Raw genomic sequence first — 15,927 nt, forward strand, 5'->3', positions numbered from 1 at the left:
CTATCAATGCAATATCCTCGGTCCCCTACCTCCACAAAAAACCTAATCATCATAATTATAGTCAATACTAATTTTCATCCGCTCTACATCCAACGTAACTGCACACGAAGACCAAGCCTTTCCATTTTGGCACAATCCATTTTCAACATAATAGCGCCGAAGCTCAACCAACAACTCCGTCAAATCTCCCACGGCCCTGCTGTCTGGATCAAACCAACTTGAGCGGTTTGTCTTATCGAAATAATCAAACTCATAACTTCCTCCATCGCCCTCGGCAAAAAGTCTAGCTCTAACAACTATTTTCTGAGCCTCCGAGGGACCAGCGTCCAATAAAAGCTGGCCAATTTTTTGATACAGCCTCTGTTCACTCATCAGTTTCCACCTTTAGGTGCATTTTTAAAATCAACAATCACAGGACGTCCACCATCAATCGAGTACCTAACATTGAATCTATCCGGCCTGAGGCCAGCATCTGTATACACAGGCTCGATTTTTACGCTAACGCTCTTACCCTCCTTGAGTGCGGAAGCCCATGCATTCTCCATCACCTTCCACTCACCTTTGTTTAAATTCCCATTCATGGGAAGTAAATTTAACTTCTCACCAGGACCGTTAAAAATACTTGCAATCAGATGCCCTCCCTCATCACCAGCAACTCCGCACTTACCAGCGACACACTGCTGGTATGTGTTCCTATCATTTTTCACAAGCGAAAGTTCAGACTCAACCTTTTCAACGCGCCCCAAACTATCTGTTTGATAAACTTTATTTCCATCAACCTTATAAATTGTATTAGGTTCAGGCTTATTGAGCTCTTTGGACCATGCGCCCTTACCACCAGAGTTAATTTCTACTTCGCGAAGCACTTTACTAGGTTTTTTTATCCCAGCACTGTAATCCCCAGGATTCTCGACAACCTTCCCATTAACGGTCGTCGTGCCAGGGCCATACCCCCCCTCAAGTTTCCCGCTATACGCCCCCTCCACACTGGTCCAGTTCATCGGCTTACCAGCCGACGCTTCAGCTTTGGCAATTTTGGCCATATCGGCCATCTTTTCAAGCCCTTCCGCCCCCACCTTGATCCCGGCTTTCGCCAAGGTCAAGCCGCCCTTGGCCGCCGTCCCCACGCCCGTGACGATGGTGCCGACTTGCCAAACCAGTTCGCCAATATCCTGGCCCAATTGCACGGCACGTTCGTCGCCGCCGTGTTCCAGAGCGTCTTGGATGCGCTCGATTTTGGCGTTAGCGTCATTGACCAGGGAGTCGCCGAGTTTCTGGCGAGCCTCGGGATTGTCGATCAAGGCTTTGATCCCTTTGATCCCTTCAACCGGGTTAAGGAGGAATTGCGCCAGCCCTTCGACGTCGCTCCAACCCGCCTGCGCCAAGCCCTTGCCGATGCCGAACCGGGTCAGAACTTCTTGTTTTTGGTAGATGTACCCCCACTTGGCAACCACTTTAGCTTTACCCACCAGGTCAGCCTCAGCATATTCCTTCTCGGCCTGGACCAATTGCTGAGTCGCCAGCCAGTTGTTGTCCACCGCGGCACCGGCCGCGCTGGTGGCGGTGGCCGGGTCCAGCGACGAGCTGGTAGCGGCCAGCCCAGTGACGATGCTGACAATCAGGTTGCGCTTGGCTTCACGCTGGGATTCGCTTTCATCGGGGCTGGCTTCGGAGAACAGGCCGGTGAGCAGGCTCGATGCCGCCGCGCCCGCGGCGCCGCTGCCACAGCTCTGGCTGCTGGCGGCGGCACCCGCGCAGGCGACGATGCCGTGCAGGGCGGCGTGCAGCGGCGAGCCTTCGGTGAGCTTGCCGTCCGCCACCAGGTCGCCGATGTAGCCGGCGCCCTGCTGTTGCACGTAATTGACCACCAGCCCTTGGACGAACGCACTGTTGCCGCCACTGATATTGCCGCTGGCCGCGCCCACCAGGGCAGTGGTGATCTGCCGGTAGGTACCGCCCGCGCCCCACTTGTCGGCAATGCCGCTGGCTTCGGCATTGAGGCGCTGAGCGTTGCCGAGCAGCGCCAGGCGTTCGGTGTCGGTGAGTTGGGCGTTGGGGTCCAGGGCCGCTGCCTGAGCCGCCTCGGCCTGTTTGCGCTTGAGGTCGACTTCCTTGGCCTTGTTGGCGAGCAAGGTGCTGGCCTCGTTGGCGAACGCTCCGACGATCTCGAAACCGGCACGGATTTCGTCTTCGTCGAAGATCGGCTTGAGCGTGTTGGTGGTGTCGCGGTCGCTGGAGACATCACGGTTGAGGCTGGCGACGGTTTGCTCGCCATTCTTGCCGGTGCGCTTCTGTTGCTCGGCGTCGTTGCTGATGACGATGGTGCCGCCGCTGATGCCGCTGCGGGTGACGCTGCTGGCGTCGTCGCTGGCACTGATGGCAATCGGCATGGTGGCGCTGAGGTCGTTATCATTCTTCGGCAGGTCGGTGCCAGGGGTTTGCGTGCCGCCGCTGGTAGCGTTGCCCTGCTGGTCCTTGCCGACTTCGCGATAGCCGCCCCCGACGCTGACGGTGCTGGCGTCGTACTCGGCCTTGTTCTTGATATCGCGGCTGGTGAGGCTGGCGGTGACCAGGCGGTTCTTGCCGTCCTGCACCGCCTTGTCGCTGCTGGCGATGATGCCGCCAACCAAGTCAGTGTTGCCACCCACGCGAATGTCGAAACCGTCATCCCCGGCCTTGATGCCCGATTGCTCGGTCACGCTGGCGTAGTTGGAATCGATGTCCGTGGCACCGAAGCTGCCACTGGCACCGCTGACCGAACTCATGCCGTAGCAGAACGGCGGAATGCACAGGCTGATGCCAAAGCCCAGGCTCTTCTCATCGACCACGTAGGTGTTGGTGTCTTGCAGGCTTTCGATGTTCAGGTCGCCGCCGATGTCGGCCAGGACCTGTTTGCCGCTGGCCACCGCGCCTTTGAGGTTGGTGTCGCCGCCGGAGGCCAGCAGCAACTGGTTGCCGGCCTGGACATGGGTATTGGTGTGGGTGAGTCCATCGCCATCCGCCTGGCCGCGACTGCCGGATGCCCCCAGGTCCAGGGTGAAACCGTTGCGGGTGCCACCCAGGGAAAAGCCGATACCGATGCTCGCGCTGGTGCCTTTGCTGTCGGTTTCCTGCTTGTCGGTATTGCGCGCGGCGAGCAGGTTGATGTCACCGTCCGCCAGCAGGCTGGCGTTGCGTCCGGCCTTGATATCGCTGCCTTGCACGGTGATGTCGCTGGCGGCCCCAGCGCCCGTGGCGCGCAGGCGGATGTCATTGCCGGCGGTCATGGTCGAGCCGGCCGCGCTGTCGCTGGTGTAGGTGGTCGTACTTTCGTTCTTCTTGGTGCCCAGCGACAGGCTGATGTTGATCCCACCCGCCGAACCCGGGTCCATCGCCACGGCGGTCGCCGCGTTGTTGGCGGCCAGCACGGCGGTGGCGGCGGCCAGGGCCTTCATGCGCCCGTCGTCGGTTTTCTCCGAGGCCTGTTTCATTTGCTGGGAGGTCTGGATCGCGCTGATCACCGGGTTGGTCACGGTGAGGGTGAACCCGGTCTGCTTGAACAGGGTTTCACGCTCGCGTTCGCGGGTGTTGCGCGCCTCGACGACGTCGATGGTCTGCGCCGTGACGTCGATGTTGCCTTGTGGCGCCGACACCTGGCTGCCCACCTGGCGATAGCCCTTGCCGGCTTCGATCAACACATCGCCGGCGGTCGAGCCGACGGTGCTGGCCGCAGCCGTGTGCTCGGTGGTGAGGTCCTTGACGCTCTGTTGCTGGGTCCCCAGGGTGACGGCGATGCCACCGCCGCTGAACAGGCCGCTTTTCTTCACGGACTTGTCGTGACGCTCGCTGCTGCTGGCGGTGTCGGCTTCGATGTTGACGTTGTTGTCCGCCACCAGAACCGTCTGGGTCGTGGACACCACGTTACTGCCCTTGAGGTTGATATCGCGACCGGCCTGGACATAGGTCTGCTCGCCGCTCAGGGTGGAGCCTTCGACGGAGGTCTGGCTGATCGTGTCACGGGTGGTGGTGGTCTTGCTGGAGAACATCCCGTTGCTGCCTTTGACCTTGTGCGCTTCATCGGCGAACTGGTAGTTCTGGCCGGCGGTCAGGTTGACGTCGCGCTTGGCCTCGGCGAATACCGCGCCTTGCTCGCTGGTGACACGGGCGGCGCGGGCGTTGAGGTCCTGGCCCGCGTTCAAGCGCACGTCGCCCTGCCCTTGGACCAGGGAGCCAACTTCCGTCCGGCTGGCGTCCTTGCGCCAGTTGCTGCTGTTCCAGGTCAGCCCTTGCTCGTGCGCTTCGCCCACGGTGGCCATGTTGATGTTCTTGCCTGCCTCCAGCAACGTGCTGCCGCCCTTGCCGGCATTGACCACCTGGGCCCCGGTGAGGTTGAGGTCGTTGCCGGCGCTCACGCCCATCGTGCCCTGGGCGCCGCTGACGAACAGCCCGGCGACCCGCGACAGGTTGGTGCGCGTGCCTTGGGCACTGCTGCTGTCCCGGCTGCTGGAGATGACGTTGATGTCCTGCCCGGCCTTGACCGACAGGCTGTCCACGGCACCGATCAGGCCGCCGAGGTTGTTGAGGTTTTCCCGCGCGGTGAGCGATGCCTTGTCGGCCTGGATACGCCCACCAAGGTTCTCGATGTTCTGCGCGGTGATCGCCATGACGCTGCGCCCGGCGAGGCTGCCACTGTTGACCAGGTCGCCGGCGATGTTCAGGTTCAACTGCTGCCCGGCAATCAGGGCGCCGGCGCCGTTGAGGTCGCCTTCCTGGACCCGTACGTACACTTGCGGCACCAGCACGTTGCGGGTGTCACCGTTGGCCAGGGTCACCTGCTTCTGCACCAGCCAGACAATGTCGCTGGTCAACTGGGCCATCTGCGCGGAGGTCAGGGCCACGCCGGGCACCAGTTGCCACTGGCTGGCGACGGTCACGGCGTTGTCGATCAGGGCACGGTATTGCGCTTCGTCATTGGCGTAGCCGTCGAGGAAACGTCGACCGGTGAGTTGCGCCACTTGCTCGCGAATCAGCTTCTGCTCATAGAAACCGTCGCCCAGACGTTGTTGCGTCAGTGCCGGGTCGACTTGCAGGCGCTGCAGCATGTAGTCCGACGACAGCCAGGTGCGATAGCTGGCAAAACGCGGGTCGGTTTCGATCAGGTAGCTGCTGGTGCTCTGGGGGTTGGTGCTGAACAGGCTGTTGTTCGGCAATGCCAGGGATGGCCCGCCGCTGCGGATCTGCTCGGCGACGCCCTTGCTGTTCAGGGTGGTCTGGGCCGCGACCTGAACGATGGGCGCCACTTGATAGGTCCTGTCGACCGGGGCGCTGACCGTGCCTGTGGCGGCTATCTGCTCGCTGACGCCCTGTGCGGCGCGGGCACTGATCTGGGTGCCGGTACCGTTGCCAGCGGCGTTCTGGGCGAACACGGTCGGTTGCAGGGTGATGTCCTGGATCAAGGGGGCAGGCGTGTAGGCCGTGACGGCTGTTCCTTGGCGGTCCCGGCCCTTGCGCTGGATGCGATAGAAATTCGTAGCGGTGCCACTGTCGGTGGTAGTGCGCTGGCCGGTCAGTTCGGTGTTGGTCAGGCTGGCAATGTTGGCCTGCAACAACCCGCCGGCAATGATGCGGCTCTTGTCGTTGAGCACATCGCCTGCGTTGATCTGCATCGTCCCGCCAGAGAGGATCTGCGCCGGCGCCGAGGTGGCGATCTGGGTTTCCTGGACCACGCGGGTGTAGTCGTAGCGGTTCCAGTTGTCTTTGCGCCCCTCAGGCGTGTAGAGGTACAGGACCTCATCGTTGCGCAGGGAAATCTGGTCGCCCTGGTAGCGGTTCGGCGAACCGCTGAGCTGGAACTCCTGCAAGGCCGTGCGGCTGACTTCCACCTGTTGGGTGCTGAAGTGTTCGTTGGTGTTGCGCACACTTTGCACATCGAGCGACAGGTTGCCGAGGGCCTCGATGGTCGCGCTGGCGTTGGTCAGCAGTTGGGCCCGGTCCTGGGCCTTGTCAGTGGCGCTCAGCGCACCGCCGATGGCGAGGTCCCCGGCACTGAAGATCAGCGCCCGTTCGCGGTTGTCCAGGGTGCCGGTGCCAATGTCCAGCGACTCGCGGGCGGCGATGGTCGCGGCGACACCGTTTTCATCGCGGTTGCTCAGTGTCGAGGTGGCGATCGCCAATCGATCACCGTACAGGCGCCCGGTGCCCAGGTTGTTGAGCGACAGCGCTTGCACACGCACTTGCTGGCCGTCGATCAGACCACGGTTGGTCAGGCTGTCGTTGATGTTCAGGCGAACCTGGCCGGCGCTGATCTCGCCGTTGGCGGCGTTGTCCAGCGTTTGCGAGTGCACCAGCAGGAGATTGCCCGCCAGCAGCTTTCCGCTGTTGTTGAAAGCGCCATCGGTACTCAGGTCAACCTTGTTATTGGCCTGGATCTGTCCACTCAGGTCCAGGCCACTTTGCAGGCTGAACGTCAGGTCGCCCAGGCTCAGGGCCCGACCGGTGCCCGCGTAATAGGCGGCGTTGAGGGACAACAGGCTGCCGGCGAGCAAGGTCCCGTCGAGGTTGTTAACCGACTGGCGACGTTGCGCCGGATCGCGATCGGTGATGGTCAGGCCGGCCCCCGAGGAAATCAGGCCGCCCTGGTTATCCAACGCTTGGCTGACGCCGATGGACAACCCTTGGTCGGCGCGCACGGCACCGGCCTGGTTGCCGAAGGTGTTGAGCGCCAGGCTCATGGCGCGACCTTCGAGCCCCTGGTTGGCACCTTGGGTGGCGCTGTTGTCGAGCACGTCGGCAGTCACGCCCAGGGTGCCCGCGCTGCGCACCAGCCCGCCCTGGTTGTTGAGCGTCTCACCCAGCGACAACTGAACATCGCCGAGGCCCTGCAACTGACCGCCGCGGTTATCCACCCGGGCGCCTTCGACCTGAACGCTCTTCTGGCCAATGATCTGGCCGCCGCTGCCGTTGGTCAGGTCGGTGGCCTTGAGCACCAGCGCGCCCTTGGCACCGAGGAAACCGGCGCTGTTGTTGAAATGGGCACTGTGGATTTCCACCGCGTCCTGGCCGCTGATGCCTTGGGTGGTGCCGGACTGAAGGTTGTTAAGCGCCTGGCTGCCGGTGTCGATGAACAGCTTGCCCTTGGCCTGGATCAGGCCCGCCGCGTTGCGTAACTCACCGCTGCGCAGGTCGAGGGTCGCACCAGCATTCAACGTGCCCTGGCTGTTGTCCATCAGCAGGCCGTGGCTGTTCAGGTCCAAGGCCTGGCCGCTGATCACCCCGCTCTGGTTATTCAAACCTTGGGCCGACAGCGTGATATTGCCCAGCGCTTCAAGGCGCCCGCCGCTGTTGTTCAGCGCATCTGCCGAAACACTGACCAGCAACCCGGACTTCACCGAGCCCAGCACGCCGTTGGTGTTGTTCAATTGCCCGGCGATGATCTGCATGCGCTGGGTCGCGGCCAGCGTGCCACCGATGTTGTTCAAGCGATCGAACGTCGCGTCCAGCTCACCGCCGGCACTCACCGTGCCTTGGGTATTATCCAGCGCCTCGCCGCTGACCTTTGTCGTACCGCTGGCGGCCAGCGTCCCGCCGCCGTTATTGATCTCTTTGTCGGCCGTGACGGTCAACGCACCGTTATCGGTGGCGAGGACTTTGCCGCCCTGGTTGTTCAACGTGCCGACCTTCAAGACCACCGCTGCGGGAGCGCTGACTTGCCCGGCCTGGTTGTCGAAGCGTTCACGGGCGGTGACCTGCAACGGTTGCGCGCCGGTCTGGAGAATGCGTCCACGCTGGTTGGACAGGGTCGTGGTGTCGAGCGTGATCTGTTGGCCTTGGGTCAGGCCGTCATCGACCACCACCTCACTGGCCTTGACGCTCAACTTACCATTGCTCGCCAGAGTGCCTTTGCTGCCGGCCAACTGGTTGGCCTGGATGTCCAGGGTACCTTTGCCAGCGTGCTCGACCTTGCCTTTGCTGTTGTCGAGGCGATTGGCGCCAAGCTTCAGGTTGCTGGCGTTGGAGGCAATCCGCCCACTGCTGTTGTCGAGCGTAGCGGCGGCGGTGATCGACGTGTCGGCGGTCCCCGTCTGCACCAGTTCACCGCCGGCATTGGACACATCCCGCGCGCTCAATTGCAGGTTGCCAGCGCTGACTTTGGCCCCATCGGTACGCAGGGTCTTGGCCGCCTTGGCGGTCAGCACCTGGGTCGCATCGACTTGGCTACCACTGAGGTTGGCATCGCCGGAACTGGCCGTCAGAGTGACGTTGCGGCCCAGGGTCTGGCTGCCGCTCAGGTCCAGGTCAGCGGCCCCGACGCCGAGATCGCCGCCGGCAAGGTTCTGGCCCTGCGCCTTGATCGTGGTGGCCCGCAGCGCGAGGTTGCCACTTTTGCCCAGCTTGCCGTCCGCACCAACGCCCGCCGCCAGGCTCGAGGCCGTGGTGCTGCGAATGGTCTTGGCGGTGAGTGTGGTGTGGTTCTGGCTGGCAACGGTGCCGCTGTTGTCGATGTCACCGGCGCTGTCGAGCCTCAGGTCGCCCTTGGCGTAGAGCGTGCCGCTGTTTTCAACGCTGGCGGCAGTGATTTGCGTTGCCGTTGTGCTGCTGATCGCGCCCTGGTTTTGCAATTTGCCGTCGGCGCTGATCACCACCTCACCAGCCATGGCGCCGATCTGCCCGGCGTTGCGCACCCCCACGCCGGACTCCGTGCCCACCAGCATGATCTTCCCGGCATACATGCCGCCGAGCTTGGCAACGTCGATGGCAACGGTGGGTTTTTCTCCCTCGGCGCCTGGCAGCGGCGTGGCCTGGGTGTTGTCGGCATTGACCTGATTACGTCCGGCGGTGACCTTCAAGTCGTTGGCCCACACCCCGGCGTTGACCTGCACCGAGCGGGCAATCAGGTCCGTGTAGTCGGCCTCGCGGGCATCCAGGCCTTTGCCTTCGATGTTGATCGCGCCGCCCTGCACGGTGTAGCCCGTGATGCGCCCGTTCTCCAACTGCGCCCGGCCGGTGCTGAGGGTGGCCCGGTCGGCGTTGATGAAGCCGCAACCGTTGCAAGTGATACCGGATGGGTTGGCGATGACCACTTCGGCACGCTGGCCGGCAACTTCGACGTAACCGCGCAATTGGCTGGGGTTGCTGGAGTTGACTTCGTTGAGGATGACCCGCGCGCTGCCATTGCCCAACATCGGGTTGCCTTCGATCCAACCGCCCAGTTTCGTCTGGCTGTTGCCCGTGCCGTTGTTGAGGATCACCCCCCGGCTATCGACGTCGAACTGGTTGTAGGTGTTGCGCGAGACACCGCCGGCGCTGGGCGCGCGGATATTCACCTGCGGCGTGCCGTTGGCGCTTTGTATCACCGTCGGTCGTTGGCCCGCCGGAGCGCCTGGGTCGGCGACGATGGTGCCGGCCCAGGTCGGTGCCACGCTCAAGGACACCAGGCCAATCGCTGTCATCACGGCAAAGCGCAACGCCCCAAGTGTCGCCGTGCAGGCCGCTGCGCCCGTCGTCGGCCCGGAGCGGGTCCCCGGCGCCTTGACCTGGCTGGTGACGTTCTCGGCCACGACCATCAACAGCCCGCGGGCCTTGTTGAAAACGATTCGGTACAGATGCTTGTTCATAGCAATTCCATTTGCGGAGCCTGCCCGCACGACCAGTGGTTGGAGTTACGCTTCGACTGCCAGCGGGTGAGCGGCAAACCAGGCCTGGGCCTGTTCGGGGATGACCCCGATCCCTTGGAATGTCTTGACCCGCAGGCCACGCTCGTCGCCTCGGTGGTAGAGGGCACGGGCGCAGCGATCGATGAAAAGGTGACGTTGCAACAGGCGGCTCAATACCGCCGTGTGGCCAAAGGGGGCGACCCAGTCGTTGAGCCAGAGACGTTCGCCGCTGTTCCAGTCCTCTTGGCTCAGCGCCAGCGGCGACTGGCGCAGGTAACGTTGCTCTGCCGCCTCGTCGAGGTTGAGCCAGGACAGGTAGAACACCGGCTTGCCGTGTTCGGAGCCGAGCACGAACTGGCGATGCTTGAGCGCCGGCAACAGCAATGTCGGCAAGGTGTGCAACGGCGCATCGCGATGGGCCTTGGAATGCATCCACAACCAGGTGGCGGAGCCGAACACCGCGGCTTCGCTCCAGGGTTCGTCGATCAGGCCAGGAGCGATAATGTCTAGCGTCTCGAACTGCATGGGATCACCTCAGAATGACCAGATGACGGTGAACGCGCTGGTCACGTTGGCCGTCTCGAAACCATCGGGTTTCTTCAACGGCGTACCTACCGACCAGTCATAGGACAGGCCCTTGTAACCGCCGCGTATACCCACCACGGCCCCCGCCAGGCGCTGGCCGATCAGGAACTCACTGGATTGGCCGCTGACTTCGCCATAGTCGATGCCGGTGTAGAGCTCCTGGCCGGTCTGCCCCAGGGACAGGCCTATTTCGTTGCGCAGGGTCCAGCCACGGTCGGCGGAAAGAATGTTTTCACCATCGAAGCCGCGCACGCTGTAGCGCCCGCCGATGGAGAAGCGATCCTGGGGCACCAACGGCGTACGGTTCCATTGCGCGCGCCAGCCACCGATGTAGCGCAGGCGCTGATCGCCGACCTGGAACGGCACCTGCAATTGGGCATCGGCGGTGATGATCTGCGAGCGCGACGTACCGGCGTCAAAATCTTCCTCAGGTGCCCTGAGCGCGTCGTGGGCACCGGTGCCGCGACGATAGGCGACGCCCAGGTCAAGAATCGAAGCGCCAATGAACTCCCGATGGTCCAACCCCAACTGCCAGCCAGCCATGCGGCGTTTCTGGTTGCCGACCTCGGTGTCGTCGATGAAGTTCTCCGACGAGCGCGTCCACAGGCTGCCCCAGGCGGTGGTCTTGCGAACGGCGTCGCGGTACAGCAGGCGCGACAGGCGCACCTCGTTGTTACGACTCTCGCCTCGGTACTGATAGGACTGGTTAGCGCCGGCAACGGACTGTTCGTAGTTGTATTCGCTGCTGGTGAACCCCAACTGCCAGTAACCGAACGGCAGCGAATAATGCAGCGTGCTGCCATCGGAACCGCGGTGCCCGGACTCGCCGCCGCCCAAGTCATGGTTGACGCTGGCGTAGAACAAATCGTTGAGCGACAGCAGGTTGTCCAAGGACAGCGATATGTTGCCCTGGTATTTGCCCGTGCTCTTGCTGCCCGAATTGTCCACCGACAGGCTCACCCGGGCGGGGAACCGCTGGCTCCAGGCGATCACCACGTCGCTCTCACCGGGTCTGGCGTCGGCGGCACGGGCTGGCGCGATCTTGATGTCGGCCTCAGCGGTCGGCACGCGCTTGAAGTTCTCCAGCGCCTGCTCGATGTCGCGCAAGTTGAGCAGATCGCCAGGATTGGCCGGCATCGCGTTCCAGGCATTGGCGCGGGCGCTGGTACCCTCCTCGAAACGAATCTCGCGAATGCGCCCTGGCACCAGGGTCAACACCAGCACCCCACTGTTCAAGTCCTGGGCTTCGGCGAGCACACGAGTGGTGACGTAGCCGGCCTCGATGATCGCGTTCTGCATGCGCTTCATCGTCAGGTTGATCCCGCCGCCGCCGAGGCAACGACCGACGGCGGGATCATCCTTGGGATTGGCGGCGCGCAACGCCCACTGGAATTTTTCCGACGCCTCGCCGATCAGGCGGATGTCATTGATGGCAAAGCAGGGCGTCTCCTTGGCAGGCAAGCGCTCGATACCTTCATCCACGGGTGCCGCCTGCAGGCGCACGTCCGGCCGGGATTCCAGTTGCTCCCTCAACCCCCGCTCGCGCTCTTGCTGGCGCAATAGTTCGTCTTCAGGTCCGGCCGCTTGCGCAGCGCTCCATGCGCACGTCATCCCCGCCGCTATCAACCACAGCGCGAGACGCTTGGCGTTTTGTGCAGATGAACGGGGGGCGTCACCACAACGGCGAGGGCTGCTCGGTTTACGCGTTCGGCAGGGTGCGGCTGGCTGCATGTCACATCCTTGTGGCCTGAATCGAAGACACGGTGAGTCAGGCTAGCCGGAAGCGGCATTGGCACTGACACAGATAAATAATGAGGTACGTAATCCATCGGAAACGAAGGAAAAGTCCTACAACGTACCGAGACGGTCTGATAGCAGAGTGGGGAGAAAGTTTCCCGTGACCGAAATATGTTCGATACCAATGGGTAAAAATGGGCAGTTGGTCACAGCTTGGGGGAATGAGGCGCTGTGCGAGGCATGAACGACGCGCTCGAACCGGGGCCGTTCATTTGGAGAGGGGCAATGCAGCCAGGAAAAGTCAGCGGCACGTGCGCTAACCCACTGTTTATAATGGTGTCCCAGGGCAGGTTCGAACTGCCAACCTTCCCCTTAGGAGGGGGATGCTCTATCCAATTGAGCTACTGAGACACAAGTCGACCACAAGGACCGTGGTGCGCGGGACGGCGTGCATGTTAACGACCTACCCTGGGTTTGTCATGTCGTCGCTGTTTTTTAAGTGTAGGCAAATGGTGCTGCTTGGAAGGCTGACAACGCCCAGCGGCTGGCCCCGTGCCGCCATTCATCTGCCCCTGGCGTGTTTATCCTAGTAAATCGGCCATTTGCCACTATCCTGTACAAGACAGGGACGGCAAGTGTGTTTGGTCCATTTCCGTTATCCGCCAGACGGTATGGCACATCGACACGATCCGATGGTCACAAAATGCGAACCTGTTGTTTTTTTCCAACCAGTCCGCATTTTTTGATGAAAGGTGCTGGCATAACGCCTTTACCCGGATCAGAATTTGTCACAGAATTGGCGCCAATGATCTGGCAATTTTGAGGCATGATGCGGGCCTCTTAACAATTCAGGTTGAACATTTGGCAGTGGAGCTTGTCCTATCGACATCCTGCGGCCAATCCCGAGAACCGCTCCCCTGAACTAACCGGTTAAATAAATATGCGCCCAATGACAAAGGCAATTTATTCCAGCCGTACGGCTGACAAGTTCGTCGTGCGTCTGCCAGACGGAATGCGGGAACGCATTGCCGAGGTGGCTCGTAATCATCATCGCAGCATGAACTCTGAAATCATTGCGCGCCTGGAGCAAAGCCTGATTCAGGAAGGCGCACTGGGTGAAGAGCTGAGCATGCGCCTGGACAGCCCCGAGCTGTCTTTGCATGAGCGCGAGCTGCTTCAACGCTTCCGACAACTCTCCCATCGTCAGCAGAACGCCCTCGTTTCGCTGATCGCCCATGACGTAGAGATGGCCGCAGAAGCGACCTGATCACAGCCAAAACACTCAAGCCAGCCTAGCGCTGGCTTTTTTTTGCCTGGCGTTTGGCCAGGCCCGATAGAAGCACTTGGTCAATCACCCGCAACCCCATGTGGGAGCGAGCTTGCTCGCGATAGCGGTGGCGCCGTTGCATAGCGGCTGGACCTGCCGGCTGCTCTTGCTTTGAACGCTTGATCTCGACGCCCACCAATCGAAAGAAGCGCAAAAAAACGGCGCTTCCCATTTCTGAAAGAAGCGCCGTTTTTTCCAAGCGAACAGTTCTACGCCAAACAGGCGGGTTTCTCGATGAGCGATCAGAGCAGGAAAATCGTCGCCAATCCCAGGAAAATGAAGAACCCGCCGCTATCGGTCACAGCGGTAATCATGACGCTGGCACCCATGGCAGGATCGCGCCCCATGCGGGCCAGGGTCATGGGGATCAAGACCCCCATCAATGCCGCCAGCAGCAGGTTGAGCGTCATTGCCGCCGTCATGACCACCCCCAGCGACCAGCTGCCATAAAGCAGGTAAGCCACCACACCAATCACCCCACCCCAAATCACGCCGTTGATCAAGGAGACCGCCAGTTCCTTGCGCATCAATCGTGATGTATTGCCGGTGCTGACCTGGTCCAGCGCCATGGCACGGACGATCATGGTAATGGTCTGGTTACCGGAGTTGCCGCCAATACCGGCGACGATGGGCATCAGCGCCGCCAGCGCCACCAACTTCTCGATGGAGCCTTCGAACAGGCCGATGACCCGGGAAGCGACAAACGCCGTGATCAGGTTGATCGCCAGCCAGGCCCAGCGGTTACGCAGGGACTTCCAGACCGAGGCGAAGATGTCTTCTTCTTCGCGCAGACCGGCCATGTTGAGGACTTCGCTTTCGCTTTCCTCACGAATCAAGTCGACCATTTCATCGATGGTCAGACGGCCGATCAGCTTGCCGTTCTTGTCAACCACCGGTGCAGAAATCAAGTCATAACGTTCGAATGCCTGGGCCGCATCGTAGGCGTCTTCGTCCGGGTGGAAGCTCACCGGATCGCTGGCCATGACCTCAGCCACTTGCTTTTCCGGGTCGTTGACGAGCAAACGCTTGATGGGCAGCACGCCCTTGAGCACGCCGTCGTAGTCGACCACGAAAAGCTTGTCGGTATGGCCAGGCAGTTCCTTGAGGCGACGCAGGTAGCGCAAGACCACTTCAAGGCTGACATCCTCGCGGATCGTCACCATCTCGAAGTCCATCAACGCACCGACCTGCTCCTCGTCATAGGACAACGCCGAGCGCACACGCTCACGTTGCTGGCCATCGAGGGCTTCCATCAGTTCGTGGACAACGTCCCGTGGCAGTTCGGGCGCAAGGTCGGCGAGTTCGTCGGCGTCCATTTCCTTGGCCGCCGCCAGCAACTCGTGATCATCCATGTCGGCGATCAGGGTTTCCCGAACCGAGTCCGACACTTCGAGCAGGATGTCACCGTCTCGATCAGCCTTGACCAACTGCCAGACCGTCAGACGCTCTTCCAGGGGCAAGGCTTCAAGAATGTAGGCGACGTCGGCGGAGTGCAGATCATCGAGCTTGCGTTGCAGCTCGACGAGATTCTGCCGGTGGACCAGGTTCTCGACCCGGTCATGATTCGGGCCTTCCTGGCGATGCGTCAGCTCTTCGACGACCCGCTGGCGCTGCAGCAGCTCAACGACTTGAGCGAGACGATCCTGAAGGCTTTCCTGCGTTTTTTTTACTTCTACTTGGGTCATAGGCGAACTCCACTCCCAGCAGTGGAGCACGCCGGAAGGATCAATCAGTTAATTCATGATTGGCAAAACTAAATATTGAGTAACTACTGGGTAAGTCCATGGAGATATTCCAAAGCCCCGGCGGGGCTGACGGGCGCAATCATACACCGCTTGACGCTTTAAAACGCTAAAAAATCATGGCAAGAACAAGCGCTTGCGAGACAAACCTGAACGCAGGCTGAACCTTGCGCTTTACGACGACTTATCCGGAAAAGAAAACACATGCCTCGACAGAAATGCGGCGACTACCCTGTTCTCCTGCACCGTCAAGGAGGACGACCGGATGCCCATCAACCACTACCTGTTCCTGCTCGCCAGCCTGCCCTGCCTGCCTTTGTGGGCCGCCGGGCAAACCGTGCATCGCTGCGAAAGCCTCGCGGGGCACGTGACATTCACCACCTTGAGTTGTGGCCCGGGTGAAACCCTGTCACTGCAGCAGATCCATCCCTACAGCCCAGGTTCGATCGAGCCGACGACCAAGGCGATGCTGCCCGAAGCGGAGCGCTGGCAAACATCCGGCAACACAATCACACGCAAGGAGCCGACCGTGGTCGGCCAGTTCCAGGACCGCTGCGGGAACCTCATCGATGCCAGGCAACGCCGCGATGCCATTCTGGAACGACGAATCGTCGTCGGCATGAGCCAACAGGACGTCGAGAGCGCCTTGGGCAAGCCAGACTCAATCAAGATTCGAAATTCGAGCACACGGTATACCTACAAGGCGAAGAAAGGTCGCAGCGCAGAGGTCGTGTTCGATGAAAGGGGGTGCGTGAAAGGCAAATCGTAGACAGCAAAAAGCCCGCGTTAAACGCGGGCTTTTTGGTGTTTGGTGCACTCGACAGGATTCGAACCTGTGACCGCTCGGTTCGTAGCCGAGTACTCTATCCAGCTGAGCTACGAGTGCAAGTTGTGGTTTTATACC

General features: G+C 61.2%; 8 protein-coding genes and 2 tRNA genes. 2 read left to right on the forward strand and 8 right to left on the reverse strand.

The genetic code is table 11. The features are described from left to right. Window positions 1-42: 42 nt before the first annotated feature. From BT125_RS27505 to BT125_RS27525, 5 genes are all read right to left on the reverse strand, one after another. Window positions 43-372 (reverse strand): immunity protein YezG family protein, encoded by a 330-nt coding sequence (locus BT125_RS27505; protein WP_072412253.1) that lies wholly within the window; start codon window positions 370-372, stop codon window positions 43-45. Beyond that, window positions 372-9,593, reverse strand: coding sequence for a two-partner secretion domain-containing protein (locus BT125_RS27510; RefSeq protein WP_072412255.1), 9,222 nt, complete (start codon window positions 9,591-9,593; stop codon window positions 372-374). Before BT125_RS27510 ends, BT125_RS27505 begins: the two co-directional genes overlap by 1 nt. Before the next feature lie 45 nt (window positions 9,594-9,638). Further along, the gene (locus BT125_RS27515; protein WP_060741021.1) at window positions 9,639-10,157 is read right to left on the reverse strand and encodes a toxin-activating lysine-acyltransferase; all 519 of its coding nucleotides are present in this window, start codon (window positions 10,155-10,157) and stop codon (window positions 9,639-9,641) included. 9 nt (window positions 10,158-10,166) lie between these two features. After that, window positions 10,167-11,828, reverse strand: a complete 1,662-nt coding sequence (locus tag BT125_RS27520; protein ID WP_072412257.1) for a ShlB/FhaC/HecB family hemolysin secretion/activation protein — start codon at window positions 11,826-11,828, stop codon at window positions 10,167-10,169. 460 nt (window positions 11,829-12,288) lie between these two features. After that, window positions 12,289-12,365: transfer RNA gene (locus tag BT125_RS27525), tRNA-Arg, on the reverse strand. A gap of 529 nt (window positions 12,366-12,894) precedes the next feature. Between BT125_RS27525 and BT125_RS27530 the strand changes: the two genes are divergently transcribed. Continuing rightward, window positions 12,895-13,221, forward strand: a complete 327-nt coding sequence (locus BT125_RS27530) for an Arc family DNA-binding protein (RefSeq protein WP_060741019.1) — start codon at window positions 12,895-12,897, stop codon at window positions 13,219-13,221. 25 nt (window positions 13,222-13,246) lie between these two features. Here the strand turns inward: BT125_RS27530 and BT125_RS27535 are convergent, their stop codons facing one another. Beyond that, on the reverse strand, window positions 13,247-13,480 hold the full coding sequence (locus tag BT125_RS27535; protein ID WP_139271815.1) for a hypothetical protein: 234 nt from the start codon (window positions 13,478-13,480) through the stop codon (window positions 13,247-13,249). Window positions 13,481-13,523: 43 nt separating this feature from the next. Next, window positions 13,524-14,966, reverse strand: a complete 1,443-nt coding sequence (mgtE, locus tag BT125_RS27540) for a magnesium transporter (protein WP_072412261.1) — start codon at window positions 14,964-14,966, stop codon at window positions 13,524-13,526. Between the two features lie 322 nt (window positions 14,967-15,288). On the opposite strand from mgtE, the gene BT125_RS27545 reads away from it, so the two are divergent. After that, the gene (locus BT125_RS27545; protein ID WP_072412264.1) at window positions 15,289-15,792 is read left to right on the forward strand and encodes a cell envelope protein SmpA; all 504 of its coding nucleotides are present in this window, start codon (window positions 15,289-15,291) and stop codon (window positions 15,790-15,792) included. 40 nt (window positions 15,793-15,832) lie between these two features. Here BT125_RS27545 and BT125_RS27550 read toward each other — a convergent pair. Next, window positions 15,833-15,909: transfer RNA gene (locus tag BT125_RS27550), tRNA-Arg, on the reverse strand. Window positions 15,910-15,927: the final 18 nt, after the last annotated feature.

The sequence above is a fragment of the Pseudomonas sp. NFACC04-2 genome (assembly GCF_900119265.1).
Classification (GTDB): domain Bacteria; phylum Pseudomonadota; class Gammaproteobacteria; order Pseudomonadales; family Pseudomonadaceae; genus Aquipseudomonas; species Aquipseudomonas fluorescens_AA.

Excerpts from the sequence above, each read along its gene's own strand:
- BT125_RS27520 (WP_072412257.1), bottom strand. The coding sequence starts at position 11,828 with ATGACGTGCGCATGGAGCGCTGCGCAAGCGGCCGGACCTGAAGACGAA.
- BT125_RS27530 (WP_060741019.1), top strand. The coding sequence starts at position 12,895 with ATGCGCCCAATGACAAAGGCAATTTATTCCAGCCGTACGGCTGACAAG.
- BT125_RS27515 (WP_060741021.1), bottom strand. The coding sequence starts at position 10,157 with ATGCAGTTCGAGACGCTAGACATTATCGCTCCTGGCCTGATCGACGAA.
- mgtE (WP_072412261.1), bottom strand. The coding sequence starts at position 14,966 with ATGACCCAAGTAGAAGTAAAAAAAACGCAGGAAAGCCTTCAGGATCGT.
- BT125_RS27545 (WP_072412264.1), top strand. The coding sequence starts at position 15,289 with ATGCCCATCAACCACTACCTGTTCCTGCTCGCCAGCCTGCCCTGCCTG.
- BT125_RS27505 (WP_072412253.1), bottom strand. The coding sequence starts at position 372 with ATGAGTGAACAGAGGCTGTATCAAAAAATTGGCCAGCTTTTATTGGAC.
- BT125_RS27510 (WP_072412255.1), bottom strand. The coding sequence starts at position 9,593 with ATGAACAAGCATCTGTACCGAATCGTTTTCAACAAGGCCCGCGGGCTG.